The sequence below is a fragment of the Mycobacterium sp. 3-98 genome, assembly GCF_035918355.1.
GTDB lineage: Bacteria > Actinomycetota > Actinomycetes > Mycobacteriales > Mycobacteriaceae > Mycobacterium > Mycobacterium intracellulare.
This window is the reverse complement of sequence record NZ_CP142360.1, coordinates 4,729,874-4,745,310: the sequence shown is the minus strand read 5'-3', so window position 1 is coordinate 4,745,310 and position 15,437 is coordinate 4,729,874. Positions and strand designations below refer to the sequence as shown.

General features: G+C 67.4%; 15 protein-coding genes and 1 pseudogene. 10 read left to right on the top strand and 6 right to left on the bottom strand.

Translation table 11 applies throughout. The features are described 5' to 3' along the window. The first annotated feature begins 144 nt into the window (after positions 1–144). A complete protein-coding gene (locus QGN30_RS22150) occupies positions 145–3,432 on the top strand; it encodes an amino acid adenylation domain-containing protein (RefSeq protein WP_326565591.1) in 3,288 nt (1,095 codons plus the stop codon). Between the two features lie 58 nt (positions 3,433–3,490). Further along, the gene (locus QGN30_RS22145) at positions 3,491–5,035 is read left to right on the top strand and encodes a carboxylesterase/lipase family protein (protein WP_248923535.1); all 1,545 of its coding nucleotides are present in this window, start codon (positions 3,491–3,493) and stop codon (positions 5,033–5,035) included. Here the strand turns inward: QGN30_RS22145 and QGN30_RS22140 are convergent. From QGN30_RS22140 to QGN30_RS22125, 4 genes are all read right to left on the bottom strand, one after another. After that, entirely contained in the window at positions 5,032–6,132 is a 1,101-nt protein-coding gene (locus tag QGN30_RS22140; protein ID WP_248923536.1) for a 3-beta-hydroxysteroid dehydrogenase, read from the bottom strand. The two genes, QGN30_RS22145 and QGN30_RS22140, sit on opposite strands and share 4 nt — an antisense overlap. A 61-nt stretch (positions 6,133–6,193) precedes the next feature. After that, positions 6,194–6,463, bottom strand: a complete 270-nt coding sequence (locus QGN30_RS22135; protein WP_248923537.1) for an exodeoxyribonuclease VII small subunit — start codon at positions 6,461–6,463, stop codon at positions 6,194–6,196. Continuing rightward, positions 6,453–7,700, bottom strand: coding sequence for an exodeoxyribonuclease VII large subunit (xseA, locus tag QGN30_RS22130; RefSeq protein ID WP_248923538.1), 1,248 nt, complete (start codon positions 7,698–7,700; stop codon positions 6,453–6,455). Before xseA ends, QGN30_RS22135 begins: the two co-directional genes overlap by 11 nt. Next, positions 7,697–8,296, bottom strand: coding sequence for a lipid droplet-associated protein (locus QGN30_RS22125; RefSeq protein WP_009953444.1), 600 nt, complete (start codon positions 8,294–8,296; stop codon positions 7,697–7,699). The genes xseA and QGN30_RS22125 overlap by 4 nt, the downstream gene beginning before the upstream one ends. An 89-nt stretch (positions 8,297–8,385) precedes the next feature. Between QGN30_RS22125 and QGN30_RS22120 the strand changes: the two genes are divergently transcribed. Further along, a complete protein-coding gene (locus tag QGN30_RS22120; protein WP_248923539.1) occupies positions 8,386–9,384 on the top strand; it encodes a 4-hydroxy-3-methylbut-2-enyl diphosphate reductase in 999 nt (332 codons plus the stop codon). A gap of 45 nt (positions 9,385–9,429) precedes the next feature. Here the strand turns inward: QGN30_RS22120 and QGN30_RS22115 are convergent, their stop codons facing one another. Continuing rightward, positions 9,430–10,575, bottom strand: coding sequence for a DUF6542 domain-containing protein (locus QGN30_RS22115; protein ID WP_248923540.1), 1,146 nt, complete (start codon positions 10,573–10,575; stop codon positions 9,430–9,432). Positions 10,576–10,716: 141 nt separating this feature from the next. Between QGN30_RS22115 and ychF the strand changes: the two genes are divergently transcribed. Next, positions 10,717–11,790: a redox-regulated ATPase YchF gene (gene ychF / locus QGN30_RS22110; protein ID WP_009953440.1), complete on the top strand. Its 1,074-nt coding sequence runs from the start codon at positions 10,717–10,719 to the stop codon at positions 11,788–11,790. Positions 11,791–11,869: 79 nt separating this feature from the next. Here ychF and QGN30_RS22105 read toward each other — a convergent pair whose 3' ends face one another. Further along, positions 11,870–12,532: a class I SAM-dependent methyltransferase gene (locus QGN30_RS22105; RefSeq protein ID WP_248923661.1), complete on the bottom strand. Its 663-nt coding sequence runs from the start codon at positions 12,530–12,532 to the stop codon at positions 11,870–11,872. A gap of 238 nt (positions 12,533–12,770) precedes the next feature. Here QGN30_RS22105 and QGN30_RS22100 point away from each other — a divergent pair, with 238 nt between their 5' ends. The 6 genes and pseudogenes from QGN30_RS22100 to QGN30_RS22075 all read left to right on the top strand — a co-directional run bounded on the left by QGN30_RS22100 (position 12,771) and on the right by QGN30_RS22075 (position 15,347). After that, a complete protein-coding gene (locus QGN30_RS22100) occupies positions 12,771–12,977 on the top strand; it encodes a type II toxin-antitoxin system VapB family antitoxin (protein ID WP_026071432.1) in 207 nt (68 codons plus the stop codon). Beyond that, the gene (locus tag QGN30_RS22095) at positions 12,964–13,335 is read left to right on the top strand and encodes a type II toxin-antitoxin system VapC family toxin (protein WP_041784823.1); all 372 of its coding nucleotides are present in this window, start codon (positions 12,964–12,966) and stop codon (positions 13,333–13,335) included. The genes QGN30_RS22100 and QGN30_RS22095 overlap by 14 nt, the downstream gene beginning before the upstream one ends. 58 nt (positions 13,336–13,393) lie before the next feature. Further along, positions 13,394–13,944, top strand: a pseudogene (locus QGN30_RS22090) (VOC family protein). Between the two features lie 78 nt (positions 13,945–14,022). Beyond that, positions 14,023–14,421: a VOC family protein gene (locus QGN30_RS22085; protein ID WP_009953435.1), complete on the top strand. Its 399-nt coding sequence runs from the start codon at positions 14,023–14,025 to the stop codon at positions 14,419–14,421. A 99-nt stretch (positions 14,422–14,520) separates the two neighbouring features. Continuing rightward, entirely contained in the window at positions 14,521–14,904 is a 384-nt protein-coding gene (locus QGN30_RS22080) for a hypothetical protein (RefSeq protein WP_026071433.1), read from the top strand. A gap of 83 nt (positions 14,905–14,987) precedes the next feature. Further along, complete coding sequence (locus QGN30_RS22075; RefSeq protein WP_248923541.1) at positions 14,988–15,347, top strand: hypothetical protein; 360 nt, start codon at positions 14,988–14,990, stop codon at positions 15,345–15,347. Positions 15,348–15,437 lie beyond the last annotated feature (90 nt).

The window sequence follows — 15,437 nt, the reverse complement described above, 5'->3', positions numbered from 1 at the left end:
AAACTTTCAATCGAGTGAAACCGGGACGGGTCACGTTATCTCTGAGTACAATTCGGACCATTTCACGATGTCGTCCAGGGGGCTGAGGAAATCAGTGTGCCTAATATCGCTGCACTCTATGGCAGCTCTCTCGGCGTGTGAACGGTGAAAATGGAATCTGATGGCGGCGCGTTACCGGCGGCCGCGGCGGCCGAACCGGCCAAGAGGTTGTTGTCGATCGACCTACTCGATGCCGATGAACACAGCCAGCTCGACGAATGGGGCAACCGAGCGGTGCTCGCACAGCCGGCCCGCACGCCGGTCTCGATTCCGCAATTGTTCGCGGCGCAGGTGGCCCGCGACGCGGAGGCGGTAGCGGTCACGTGCGGGAGCCGCTCGATGACCTACGGCGAGCTGAACGCGGCATCTAATCGATTGGCGCACCTGCTCGTTGGCCGCGGCGCCGCCCCGGGCGAGCGTGTGGCGATGCTGCTGCCGCGCTGCGCCGAGGCGATCGTGGCGGTCCTGGCCGTGATCAAGACCGGGGCGGCCTACGTGCCGATGGATCCGGCGCACCCCGATGCGCGCCTCGGGATGGTCCTCGGTGACGCTGCCCCGATCGCCGTGATCACCACCGCGGACCTGCGTCTGCGGGTGGACACCTCGGACGTGCCCGTCATCGACATCAACGACTCCGCGATCGACGCCGGAGTTGCTGCAGCGTTGCCGACCCCCGCCGCCGACAACCTCGCCTACATCGTCTACACCTCGGGCACCACCGGCATGCCCAAGGGCGTGGCCGTCACGCACCGCAACGTGACCCGGCTTCTCGAGTCACTCGACGCCGAACTGGCGCGGGGACAGGTGTGGACGCAATGCCATTCCCTGGCCTTCGACTACTCCGTCTGGGAAATCTGGGCTCCGCTTCTGTACGGCTCTCGGCTGCTGATCGTGCCCGACGGTGTCGTGCGTTCGTCGGAAGAATTCCACGCCCTGCTGGTGCGCGAACAGGTCAGCGTCTTGAGCCAGACCCCGTCGGCGTTCCACGCGCTGCAGACCGCCGACGCGCTGCACTCCGAGATGGGGCAGCTGAACCTCCAGACGGTGGTCTTCGGCGGCGAAGCGCTTGAACCGCAACGCATTGCGTCGTGGTTCCGTAATCATCCGGGGTCGCCGCGGATGATCAACATGTACGGCATCACCGAGACGACGGTGCACGCCTCGTTCCGGGAGATCGCCGTCCGCGACGTCGAGAACAGCGTCAGCCCGATCGGCGTGCCGTTGGCGCATCTCGCCTTCTTCGTGCTCGATAAGTTCCTGCGTCGGGTGTCGGCGGGCGCCGTCGGTGAGCTGTATGTGGCCGGTGCGGGAGTGGCCTGCGGATACTGGGGCCGGTCCGGGTTGACGGCGTCGCGGTTCGTGGCGTGCCCGTTCGGCGATGCCCAGGCGCCCGGCCAATGTATGTATCGCACGGGCGATCTGGTGCGCTGGGACGCTGACGGTGAGCTGCAGTATGTGGGCCGCGCGGATGAGCAGGTGAAAATCCGCGGATATCGCATCGAGTTGGGCGAGGTCAGGGCGGCACTCGGCGCGCTGGACGGCGTCGAGCAGGCTGCCGTGATCGCCCGTGAGGACCGTCCCGGCGACAAGCGCCTGGTCGGCTACGTCACCGGGACCGCCGATCCGGTCAAGGTTCGCGCGCAACTGGCGGATCGATTGCCGGAATATATGGTGCCGGCCGCGGTCGTGGGGCTGCAGGCTCTGCCGCTGACGGTCAACGGCAAACTCGACACACGCGCCCTGCCGGCACCGGAGTACCGGGACGCCGACCGTTACCGCGCGCCGGGAGACGCGGTCGAGCAGGTCCTGGCCGATATCTATGCCCAGGTCCTCGGTGTCGATCGGGTCGGCGTGGACGACTCGTTCTTCGACCTGGGCGGGGACAGCGTGTTGTCGATGCAGGTGGTGGCCCGGGCGCGCGCGGCCGGTGTGGCGTGTCGACAGCGCGATGTCTTCGTCGAGCAGACGGTGGCCCGGCTTGCGCAGGTGGCCGTCTTGCTCGATGGCGAGGCGGCGGAGGTCGACGAGGGCGTCGGTGCGGTGGTGGCCACCCCAATCATGCGCTGGCTACACGATTTTGACGGTCCGGTCGATGAGTACAACCAGACGGTGGTGCTGCAAGCTCCCTCCGGAGTGACCGAGGCCGACGTCGTCGTCGTGTTGCAAGCCCTGCTGGACCGCCACGCCATGCTGCGGCTGCGCGCCGCGGACACCGGGAACGGGGATTGGTCGCTGTGGGTACCCGAGGTAGGGGCCGTGGACGCCCGCGCCTGCCTGCAGTCGGTGGATGCGCTGTCCGACGAGGCGCTCGTGGCCGCCCGGTCACGGTTGAATCCGGCGACCGGGGCGATGTTCACCGCGTTGTGGGTGCCGAACACGGGCCAGTTGGCGTTGATGATTCACCATCTGTCCGTGGATGTGCCGTCGTGGCGAATCCTGTTCGAAGACTTGAACATTGCATGGGCGCAACATCACCACGGGCAGCCGGTCGAATTGCCCACTGGTGGAACGTCGTTCGCGCGGTGGGCGGCGATACTGAGTGAGCACGCGCGCAGCCCGGCGGTCGTGGAGCTGGCCGACGCATGGCGCCAATTGCTGGCGACGCCCGCCGCGTTGCCCGCGGTGCGACCGGCGGTCGACACCTACGCCCGCGCTGGTCACCTGTTGGCGACGCTGGATATCGAGACCACTCACCAGTTGCTGGGCGAGGTGTCGGCCGCGTTTCACGCTGGGGTGCAAGACGTTCTGTTGATCGCGTTCGGGTTGGCCTGGAACGAATTCCTCGGCGCCGCCGGCGCACCGATCGGTATCAGCGTCAAAGGTCACGGCCGCGCCGAAGAACTGCGGCGCGACGTCGACCTGTCGCGCACCGTGGGATGGTTCACAAGTAAGTACCCGGTGGCGCTGACGGTGGGTGAATTGCCGTGGGCGCACGTAGCCGCCGGCGGGGCCGCGCTGGGACCGTTGATCGCGGCCACTTTGGAACGGCTTCGCGCCATGCCTGACGGCCTGACCTACGGTCTCCTGCGCTATTTGAATCCCGAAGTGGGACTGGCTGGTTCGGAGCCGACCATCGAATTCAACTACCTCGGGCGGTTTGACGCCGATGCGGCCGTTCTGTCCGAACATCTCTGGCGGGTCGACGAGGACGCCATGGCGACCATCCCCGCGGCGTCGGCGATACCCACGCCGCTCGGCCACACCGTGGAATTCAACGCCGCCCTCCTGGATACCGGTACCGGCCAGCGCCTGCACACGACATGGACGTGGGCACCCTCGGCACTGGACGAGGAACAGATCCAGCGGCTGAACCGGCTGTTGTTCGAGGCACTGACCGGCATCTGCGCGCATGTGCGGCACGGTGGCGGCGGCGAGCCGGCACCGTCGGCCTGATCGTCGACGATAATGGCGAACGACCCTGTTGAGCTCACTCGGGAGATTGTGCACGCGCATGGCGATCGACGACCTGGTGGTCGAAACCAGCAACGGCCCGGTCCGCGGCGTCGACGACGGCCGCGTCAAGGCGTGGAAGGGCATCCGCTACGCGGCGGCGCCGGTGGGCGACTTACGTTTCCGGGCGCCGCAACCGCCCGGGCGCTGGACCGAGATCGCCGACGCCACCGTGTTCGGGCCGGCCTGCCCGCAACCGGTCTTTCCCAACATGCCGCTGGATCTGGGCGCACCGCAGGGCGAGGACTGCCTGCGGCTCAACGTCTGGGCATCCTCTGAGACCCGGCCCGGGGACGCCAAACCGGTCCTGGTGTGGCTGCACGGCGGCGCCTACGTCCTGGGATCGAGCAGCCAGACGCTCTATGACGGCAGCAGGTTGGTCAGCCACGGCGACGTCGTCGTGGTGACGGTCAACTATCGGCTCGGCGTGCTCGGCTTCCTCGACCTGACGTCGTTGGACACCGCGGGGCGACGGTTCGACTCGAACGTCGGGCTGCGCGACGCGCTCGCGGCGCTGGAGTGGGTGCGCGACAACGTCGCCGCCTTCGGCGGCGATCCGCACCGGGTCACGCTGTTCGGTGAATCCGCCGGGGCGGGCATCGTCACGACGCTGCTGGCCAGCCCGGCAGCCGACGGCCTGTTCGCCGGCGCGATCGCGCAGAGCTCGCCGGCCACCTCGGTGTACGACCGCGACCGAGCGCACCGGGTCACCCAAGCCTTCCTCGGCAAACTGGGAATCGCCCCGTCGGAGGCGCAGCGGTTGGTCGACATGCCGATGGCGGCGATCCTGGCCGCGTCGCAAGAGGTGTTCGACGAAGTGCCGGCGCGCAACCCGGGAACGCTGGCGTTCGTGCCGATCGTCGACGGCGACGTGCTGGGCGATTACCCGGTCAAGCTGGCGCAGGAGGGCCGCACCCACCCGGTCCCGCTGATCATCGGCACCAACAAACACGAGGCGGCACTCTTCCGGCTGATGCGCTCGTCGCTGATGCCGATCACCCCGAGCGCGATCACCTCGATGTTCAACCAGATCGCCGCCGAGCAACCCGATTTGCAGTTGCCCACCGAGGAGGAGATCGGCTCGGCGTATTCGCGATTGCGGCGCAAGGCGCGGAGTTTGAGCATCGCCACCGACGTCGGCTTCCGGATGCCCTCGGTGTGGCTGGCCGAGGGACACGCCCACGCGGCACCGGTGTATCTGTACCGGTTCGACTACTCCACCCCGTTGTTGAGACTGCTGACGGTCGGAGCCGCGCACGCCACCGAATTGCCTTACGTCTGGGGAACTCTCGGTGCGCCCAAGGATCCCACGCTGAAGCTCGGCGGCACCAGAACCGCCAAGGCGGTCTCCAAGAGGGTGCGCACCCGATGGATCAACTTCGCCGCGCACGGCGCGCCCGCGGGACCCGCCGGTGAGCCGGAATGGCCCCGCTACCGGGCGACCGACCGTGCCTGCCTGCTCATCGGCAAGAAGGACACCCTCGCCCATGACGTCGACGCGAACATCCGCGCCGCCTGGGGCAGCGAGATGGTGAGCTTTCGCTAACCGGATGCCTTGGCCGTCAACGCGTCTCGCTTCATCTGCTCGAACATGCCCACGTAGTACGGCAGACATTCCGACAGCGCCTGCTCCGTGGTGAACAGCGGTTGATAGCCGAGGTCACGAGACGCTTTGGCGATCGAGAAGAAGTTGTCCAGGTACAGCCGCTCGACGGCCAGTGGCTCGAGCAGCGGCGCCGGTATCCCAAACCGGAAATGCAGCCGTTGCCAACCCGTCATCGCCGCGCGCACGACGGGGCCGTTCACCCGGACGCGGGGCCAATTCTCGCCGCAGGCCTCGATCACCGGCCGCGCGAACTCGAACATGTTGATCGGCTCGGCGTCGTTGATGAAGTACGCCTGACCGGGTGCGGTGCCGCCGGGTACCAGATGCTGGGCCGCCAAGATGAAACCGTGAATCAGGTTGTGCACGTAGGAGTTGTCCAACCTGGCCGATTTGCGGCCGATCAACACCTTGACGTGACCGGCGATCACGCTCTCGAACAGCTTGCGGAACATCGTCTGGTCGCCGCGGCCCCAGATGCCGCTGGGCCGGATCGCACACGTCAGTAGGCCGTCAACATTGTTCTGGCCCAATACAAATCGCTCGGCGATCACTTTGGTCTCGGTGTACAGATCGTTGAACCGGTCGGTGTAGGGCAGCGTCTCGTCGCCGCCCGCGATGTTCTGGCCGCCCATCACGACACTGTTCGACGAGGTGTAGACGAAGCGCTGCACCCCGGCCGCCTGCCCGGCGCGGACCAGGTTCTCGGTGCCCCCGACGTTGACCCCGAAGCTGCGCTGGCGGTACTCCTCGGTCACCGACGCGCCGCCCATCAGGTCGATGATCGCCGCGGTGTGAAACACCGTGTCGATGCCGTCGACCGCTCGGGCGCACACGGCCGTGTCGGTGATGTCTCCCTGCAGCACCTCCAACTGGGGATGCTTCGGTAGCGGCGAAGGGGCGCGGTCAAACGAGCGGACCTGATGCCCGCGGTCGAGCAGGGTGGTCACCAGGTTGGCGCCGACGAATCCGGACCCCCCGGTGACCAGGACGCGGCCGAGCTCGGCCGTCAGAGATGCATCACCCATGCGCGAAATCATAACTGAAACGTGTTCCAGTTCGGAAAAAATCTTTCAACGCAGCCCTCCGATGTTGCGGGTCTCAGGCGTCGTCGGCGTCGCCGGAGGCGAGCGCGCCCTCGATCCGCTTGCGGGCGCCAGCTAAATGCTCCTCGCAGCGTTTAGCCAGCTGTTCGCCTCGTTCCCATAGCTGCAGCGACGCATCGAGGTCCAGCCCGCCCTGCTCCAGCAGCCGCACGACCTCGATCAGTTCGTCCCGGCACGCTTCGTAGCCCAGCTGACTAATAGGTGTAATGGATTCGGTCCCCTCCGGCTCGGCGGGGCCCTCCCCGGCGTCATTCTTACGGGCCATCGGCCGGCCCCTCGCTGACGGCGGCCACGGCGCCGTCAGCCACCCGCACCCGCAAGCGGGTGCCCGCCGGCGCGTCGTCGACCGAACGCAGCACCCGGCTCTCGGCGGGACCGACCGATTGCACGACCGCATAGCCGCGCGCCAATGTGGCCGCCGGGCCCAGCGTCGCCAGCCGCGCGCTCAGATGGCCGATCCGTTCGGTTTCAGTGGCGGCCAGCCGGGTGATGTCGCGGCGAATCGCCGACCGGGCGCGGTGAATCTCGTCCGCGCGTGCCTTCAGCGCCGTCAGTGGCTCGGCGAGCACCGGGCGGCTGCGTATCTGGGCCAGGGCACGTTGCTCGCGAGATACCCAGTTGCGCAACGCCTGTGCGCTGCGCCGGCGCAGGTCGTCGATCAGCCGCTGTTCGGCCGCGGTGTCGGGAACCACCTTTTTGGCCGCGTCTGTCGGGGTGGCCGCACGCAGATCGGCGACCAGATCGCACAGCGGGTTGTCGGGTTCGTGGCCGACGGCGCTGATCACCGGGGTGCGGCACGCCGCGATCGCGCGGCACAGCGTCTCGTCGGAAAACGGCAACAGGTCCTCGACGCTGCCGCCGCCGCGGGCGAGGACGATGACGTCGACGTCGGCGTCGCGGTCGAGCTCACGTAGGGCGTCGACGATCTGCGCAACCGCGCTGGGCCCCTGGACCGCCGTGCTGCGCACCGCGAAACGGACCGCAGGCCAGCGGGCCGCCGCCACCGTTCTCACGTCGCGCTCGGCCGCGCTCGCCCGGCCGGTGATCAGGCCGATCATGTTGGGCAGGAAGGGGATTGGGCGCTTGAGCCGCGGATCGAAAAGCCCTTCGGCGTCCAACAGCCTGCGCAGCCGATCGATGCGTGCCAGCAGCTCTCCGAGCCCCACCGCGCGAATCTCGCTGAGCCGCAACGAAAATGTGCCGCGACCGGTGTAGAACGAGGGCTTGCCGCACACCACCACCTGCGTGCCCTCCGCCAGCTTCACCGGCGCATTCAGCACCAGGTCGCGCGGGCACGTCACGCTCAGCGACATGTCGGCGGCGGGGTCACGCAGCACCATGAACACGGTCTTGGAATCGGGCCGCATCGAGACCTGGGCGAGCTGACCCTCCACCCAGACGGTGCCCAGCTTGTCGATCCAGCCGGCCACCCGGATCGCCACCGCGCGCACCGGAAAAGGGTTTTCCGCGGAATTCGGTTCGGACGTATTGGCTCGGGTCACTTCGCGTTCGCGCGGGTGATCCTGTTGGCGAGCAACGTCTGGAACGGGGCGCGGCCCTTGGTCGCCTGCTCGTAGGCCAGCAGGTCTTCGAGTTCATCCACGCTCAGCGATTGCAGACGGGCCCGCAGCTGGGCCAACGTCAGCGCCGAGTAGTCCAGCTCGGTGGCCACCGCCGGCTGCGAGACCGACGCGCCGGCCGCCGGCTTCTTCGATGGGCGGGCGGGTTTGGTCAGCGCGCTGGCATCTTCGTGCGCGTCGGCCACCGAGTACAGCGCGAACCGTCCCTCGGCCCGGCGTTCGCCCTCGCCGCCGTCGGTCACCGTGGCATAAGCCCCGTCGATCGCGTCGTCCACGTCCTCGTCGAACGTCGCCCATTCCGGCTTCTCGTCCTTGGGCGGGAAAATCGACTCGAGGGTGCTGTCCCCCTTGATCACCAGCTCGGCGAGGTTTTGCTGGAAGCGCATCACGATGTGCGCCGCCTGACTGGCCAGTGTCATCGGGTACATCAGGATGGTTTTCGGCAGCCTGATGGTCTCCTCAACGGCGACCGTCGCCGCGCCGACCAGCAGCCGAACCCCATACGGTGCAGTAGCCATGGGTCCAAGATTGCCTTAAGCGGCGGCTAACTCCAAGCCCGCCGCCGCGAGCTGGCAGCCCCGTGTCGGCAGAACGTACCCTGGGGGACATGCCCTCGACCGTCGACATGGGGATTCCCGGCGCAACCAGCTCGGTCGCCGTCCCCCCGACCCGCAAGCGCGTGCTCCTGGCGGAGCCGCGCGGTTACTGCGCGGGCGTGGACAGGGCCGTCGAGACCGTGGAGCGCGCGCTGGAAAAGCACGGGCCGCCGGTCTATGTGCGTCACGAGATCGTGCACAACCGGCACGTGGTCAGCACGCTGGAAAAGGCCGGTGCGGTGTTCGTCGAGGAGACCGACGAGGTGCCCGAAGGCGCCATCGTGGTGTTCTCCGCGCACGGCGTCGCCCCCTCGGTGCACTCGGCGGCCGCCGAACGCAACCTGCACACCATCGACGCCACCTGCCCCCTGGTCACCAAGGTGCACAACGAGGCCCGGCGATTCGCCCGCAACGACTACGACATCCTGCTCATCGGCCACGAGGGCCACGAGGAGGTCGTCGGCACCGCCGGGGAGGCGCCCGACCATGTGCAGCTGGTCGACGGGGTCGCTGCCGTGGACAACGTGACGGTTCGCGACGAGGACAAGGTGGTGTGGCTCTCGCAGACCACGCTGTCGGTCGACGAGACCATGGAAATCGTCGAACGGCTGCGGCAACGATTCCCCAAGCTGCAGGACCCGCCCAGCGACGACATCTGCTATGCGACCCAAAACCGGCAGGTTGCGGTCAAGGCGATGGCGCCGGAGTGCGAGCTGGTGATCGTCGTCGGGTCGCGCAATTCGTCGAACTCGGTGCGCCTGGTGGAAGTGGCGCTGGGCGGCGGGGCCGCCGCGGCCCACCTGGTCGACTGGGCCGACGACATCGACCCGGCCTGGCTCGAGGGAGTCACCACGGTCGGCGTCACGTCCGGGGCGTCCGTTCCCGAGGTCTTGGTGCAAGGGGTGCTCGAGCGGCTCGCCGAGTGCGGCTTTGACCTGGTGCAACCGGTCACCACCGCGCAGGAGACCCTCGTGTTCGCGCTGCCGCGCGAGATCCGCTCAGCCCGCTGAGGGCCTTGGACCGCTGGCGGTGACTCGCCGCGCCCGGCTGCGCCGTTAGACGTCGTACTCCCAGGATTCCGCCGCGGGCCGCCCGTGCGCGCGACCCGGTGTGCGTGAGCGACTCCGGCGCTCGGTGTGCGGCTCCCGCGGTTGGTCCTGGGTGCCGCCGCGGTAGCGGACCTGCGAGATGGGGTGATGCGTCCCGCCGCTCCCGGTCGAAGGGGGCCGCCGGCGCCGCGGCTCGTAGGGCTCGCGGCTTTCCTCGTACCTGTCGCCGTAGGGCTCAAAGCCGTCGAAACGGCTGCCGCGGGGCGCGGGCCGGTCGTAGGGGCGCTCGTAGGGATTGCGGCGGGTGCGCGGCTCGCGGCGCGGCTCCCGGGGGGTTTGGCCGCGCAAGTCCGGGTCGCCCTCCGGCCTGGGCCGGCGCCGTGACCGGCGGGGCGGTTCGGCGTCGTAGTCGCGAGCGGCCGCAGGATTGCGGCGGGTACTGCGCCGTGGACGCTCGGGCCGCTCGACCGACTCGTCGTCGAGGGACGGTCGCGCATGCCGGGAGCGGGAACGCGTGGAGGAGCGACCGTCGCGCGCCGTTCTGCGTGTCCTGGCCGACGAGCCCGACGCGCGGCCGCGGCGCGACTCGGTGGCCTCGTCGGTGTCGTCGGCATCGGGCTGCAGCGCCGACTGCAGTTTGGCGCCGATGCTGTTGAAGAAGGACTTGACGTGCACGCCGGTGGCGCCGGCGGAATCGGCCGACGTGCTCGCCGCCTTCGTGCCCTGGGCGTTTCCGAAATACCAGCGGGCCAGTCCGATCGCCAGGACGGCGCCGGCGGTGCCCAGCATGAGCGGGAAGCGCTCGATGAGCGGATAGCCGCAGTTGATCAGCAGGTCTTTGAGGCGGCCGATCTTGGCGTCGTGGAACAGCCAGTAGGCGCCGGGCACGGCGCAGAACAGGATCAGCGGCGGCTGGATGATGGTGGTGAAAATGCCGTCCTGGCGCACCGCGAGCACCGCCGCCACGCAACCCGCTATATAGAAGCCCGCGAAGACGTGGGTCAGTTCCTTGTGACCAGCGTCGATTCCGTAGCCGATAGCTGTCGCGGTGACGGCGATAAGCAGGGCTGCATACCAGGGGGCGCCTGGGATGTTGGGGTGGACCGAACGGTGAGCACCATCCACCGTCGCACTAGCCCGCTGTGCTGACACATGTAGACCGTACCGGGAATGGACCGAAAGGCTCGTAAATACCTCGTAGCGATCCTGTGGCGTGCCCCATTCCCGCGCACGCTCGGCCGCGTGGCGGTCCCGATCGTCCGGCACGCCCGCGGCCCCTAGACTTGGCTCCCTGTGAGCCTGAGCCTGGGAATAGTCGGCCTGCCCAACGTCGGCAAGTCCACGTTGTTCAACGCGCTGACCCGGAACAACGTGGTGGCGGCCAACTACCCGTTCGCGACGATCGAACCCAACGAGGGCGTCGTCCCGCTGCCCGATCCGCGGCTGGACAAGCTGGCGGAGATGTTCGATTCCGAGAAAATCGTGCCGGCGCCGGTCACATTCGTCGACATCGCCGGGATCGTGAAGGGCGCGTCCGAGGGCGCCGGGCTGGGCAACAAGTTCCTGGCCAACATCCGCGAGTGTGACGCGATCTGTCAGGTGGTGCGGGTGTTCGCCGACGACGACGTCGTGCACGTCGACGGCAAGGTCGATCCGCGCTCGGACATCGAGGTGATCGAGACCGAGCTGATCCTCGCCGACATGCAGACCCTGGAGAAGGCCGTGCCGCGCCTGGAGAAGGAAGCCCGCAACAACAAGGAACGCAAGCCGGTGCACGAGGCGGCCGTCGCCGCGGAGGCGGTCCTGAACTCGGGCAAGACGCTGTTCGCGGCCGGCGTCGACGCGTCCCTGCTGCGCGAGCTGAACCTGATGACCACCAAGCCGTTTCTGTACGTGTTCAACGCCGACGAGTCCGTGCTGACCGACGATGCCCGCAAGGCCGAGCTGGCCGCGATGGTCGCCCCCGCCGACGCGGTGTTCCTGGACGCGAAGATCGAGGCCGAGCTGCAGGAGTTGGATGACGAGTCCGCCGCCGAGCTGCTCGAGTCCATCGGGCAAACCGAGCGGGGGCTAGACGCGTTGGCGCGGGCCGGTTTTCACACCCTCAAGCTGCAGACCTACCTGACGGCGGGCCCAAAAGAGGCGCGCGCCTGGGTGATTCACCAGGGCGACACCGCTCCCAAGGCCGCCGGGGTGATTCACACCGACTTCGAAAAGGGCTTCATCAAGGCCGAGATCGTGTCCTACGACGACCTGATCGCCGCGGGTTCGATGGCGGCGGCCAAGGCGGCCGGCAAGGTCCGCATGGAGGGCAAGGACTACGTCATGGCCGACGGCGACGTGGTGGAGTTCCGCTTCAACGTCTAAGCCATCAAAGTAGGGCGGTCGCTGGCGAACGAAGTCGAAAGTCTGCCTCGATCGATGTCCCGCACTCGTTCGCGACCTCTCACGCGACGGCGTGGGCGATCAGCAGGTGCGGTGCGTTGGCGTCTCCACTGATCTGGCGGTGTTCGACCGTGAGGCCGGTGCTGCGTAACGTGTCGATCACGTCCGGCACCGGACGGAGGTGAAAGCCGTGTTCCGTGAATGGCAGTTTTGCCATGACGTCGGGGTCGGCCAGTCCGATGACGAGTCGGCCCCGACCGTTTATCACCCTGGCAAGCTCTCTGAACGCTCTGTCGAGCTCGGCGACGAAGTAGATGGTGTTGACGGTGATGGCGCCGTCCAATGCCCCATCGGGAAAGGGCAACTGCGTCATGGACCCGGAATGCAACGACAGCCGCCCGGTTGCGATGTCACGGCGGTAGCGTCGCGCGGCTCGGCTGAGCATCGTCTCCGACACCTCGACACCGTGAACTCTGCCCGACGGACCGACACTTTCGAGCAGGAATTTCAGCCCCACTGCGCCACCGAATCCGACATCGGCCACCGCCGATGCTTCATCGGGTTGCAGCGCCCGCGCGGCGGCGCTCACGAAGCGCCGGTTGCCCCGATTGAGCGCCGCACCAACCAACCGCCCGCGCAGACCACTTGGATGGCCGAGCTGCTGAGCAATACCCGCCATGACCGCGTCCCGGACACCCATTTGACGACCGTAGAGCACGGACACTGATGCGGCACGGCTCATCGGATGAAGTGACTGGAGCCTGGGCAACGAAGGTGTCCGGTCGGCGGACGAATATCGTCCAGCACATCGTGACGACGCGCCGACGGCGACGTCGTGGAGTTCCGGTTCAACGTCTAGCTCCGTCCCAGGCCAACGCCGGCCGCGTGATCATGGCCCGAAGGACTCGCCGGTCGACTTGTGGCATCATGGTATGCATCAAATGATGCGTATGGAGGTGTCGATGAGGACAACAGTGACCATCGACGATGCCTTACTGGCTCAGGCGGCGGAACTGACCGGCGTGACGGAGAGTGCGGCGCTTCTCCGTCAGGGATTGCAGACCCTCATTCGGGTAGAGAGCGCCCGCCGTCTCGCGGCGCTCGGCGGCACGGACCCCAAGGCGTCGGCCGCCCCGCGGCGGAGGCCGCCGACCCGTGATCCTCGTTGACACATCGATATGGATTGACCATCTGCACGTCGCCGAGCATCGCCTCGTCGGCCGCTTGACCAACGACGAAATCGGTTGCCACCAAATGGTGATCGAGGAGCTGGCACTCGGTATGATCAAGCAGCGCGACGACGTACTGAGATTGCTGTCCCATCTGCGCGAGTTTCCGTTGTTGACGCACGCGGAAATCCTCCATCTCGTTGACCGTCGCCGCTTGTGGGGAAGGGGATTGAGCGCAATCGACGCCCACCTTCTTGGGTCGGTTGCTGTCGTCGACGGTGCACGGCTTTGGACGAGGGACAAGAAGTTGAAAGCGGCGTGTAAAGAAGTGGGTGTTGCGATCGTCGATGAGTCGTGACGTTGTTCGGTGCAGCCGTCATCCCGCTCCGCTTCAACAGTCACAACAAGGAGGCGCTATGCGGTGGCGGGGCGTGTGTCACGTCGAGTTCGCGGTGTTGGACTACGACGACTCGATCGCGTTCTACGACGCGTTGTTCGGCTGGCTCGGCTACAGCAGCTTCTCGTCGCTCAACATGGAATACCAGTCGACGTATTACATGACGCGTAATGTCAACCCGCACAGCTACATCGGCATCCAGCCCGCCCGCACCGGCGAGAAGTTGACGCACTCCGATCAGGCGGTCGGCATCAACCACATCGCGTTGTGGGCGCGCAGCAGGGCAGAGGTCGACCGCTTCCATCGTGAATTCTTGGTCGAACGTGCGATCCGCGTCACCGACGAGCCGAAGGAGTACCCGCAGTACTGGCCCGGCTACTACGCGGTGTTCTTCGACGACCCGATCAATGGGATTCACTGGGAGTTGGCCTGGGTTCCGAAAGTCCCTACGCCTCGCCAACTTTGGGCGTTCTATCGCGCGATTCGTGCCTTCGCGAAGAGCCGGCCGGACCTGGCGAACACGGTCCCGGGCGTCACGATCAGGCCAGGAGAACCCTGCCGGCCCGATGACCGCCGCCGTTGTCGGGGGTGGCGGTTAGCATCCTTCCCGCACGACACCCACACCGCCGGGGCCCGCAGGAGGACCGCATGAAGTTCGTATCGACCCGCATCATCACCGCCGACGTCAAGCGCCTGGTGGGTTTCTACGAGATGGTCACCCAGATCGCGGCCGTGTGGGGCAACGAGTTGTTCGCGGAGATTCCGACCCCGGCCGGCACGCTGGCCATTGGTAGCGACAAGACGGTGCCGCTGTTCGGGGCGGGATCGGCCGAGCCGGCGGCGAACCGGAGCGCAATCGTGGAATTCATCGTCGAGGACGTGGACGCCGAGTTCGAGCGGCTGCGCGAGCGTGTCACCGAGGTCGTGACGACGCCGACGACCATGCCCTGGGGCAACCGCGCGCTGTTGTTCCGGGATCCCGACGGAAACCTCGTCAACCTGTTCACTCCGGTCACCGACGAGGCGCGCGCGAAGTTCGGGCTCTGATCGCCGGGCGCCGCGATGGGGCGGTCGAACGGACCTGCAGGTTGCAGATGATCCGCAGAACTACTTGCCCACATCCCGGTCCAGGGAAATCCTGGGGAGATGACGACTGTCAAGCGAACGGGACCGTGGCCGCGGCGGGCTGCGCGCGTGCTGGTGAGCAGCGGGTTGGCATTGTCCGCGTTGGGGCTGGCCGGCGGCCCGGGCGCGCAGGCGGCACCGGCGCCCACCGACCACTGGTGCCCGGGCGAGCCATGGAACCCGGCCTGGGGCAACGTCTTGGACTGGGACTGGAATCGCTGCCACGAGTGGCAACATCCGGGCGGCCCGACCGCCCCGTCGGGCTGGGGTCCCTGGGGCCCCCCGCCGGCGTGGGCGCCGCCGCAGCCACCTCAACCGGCGTGGGCGCCGGGGGCTCAACTGATGTGGAACCCGACCGACGCCGATTGGGGCCTGTGGAACAACGGGATATGGACGCCCATCTGAGCAGGCGCCGTCTCGGGCCAAGGCCGCTTTGATCAGACGCGATTGGCGGCGCTAACGGTCAATCCTCGGCGCTAGGGTGAACTGTGGCCGCAGACGACCGCGCCCAGCCGCCCGAGGAGCCGGAATGCGGGCCCGACGCGCTCGAGGAGCGCGAAAGGGCCCTGGTCCGGCGGGAGGCTGAGCTCCGAAAGCGTGAATTTCTTGCCGGCAAAAGGGACCGTTTCGCCGATGAGCGCGACGAGATTGCCGACGAGCGCGAGCGGGCGGCGGACGAACGCGAGCAGCGCGCCGACGAACGCGAGGGCACGAGCGAAGAGCAGGAACACGCGCGACTGCGGCGCGCCGATGAAGGGGTGCAGCGCGCACAGGCGCGCGCGGAGCGGGACCAGGCCGACGTTGACCGCGAGATTGCGCAAAGCGAACGGGGCCCTGACCCCGCCTGACGGGTGACGCGACCGAGGTACCCCTGGACGGCATCGCCTAAATGCGGGCAATTTGCCGCCAAAAATATACCTGTGTGTAATAAATTTGCT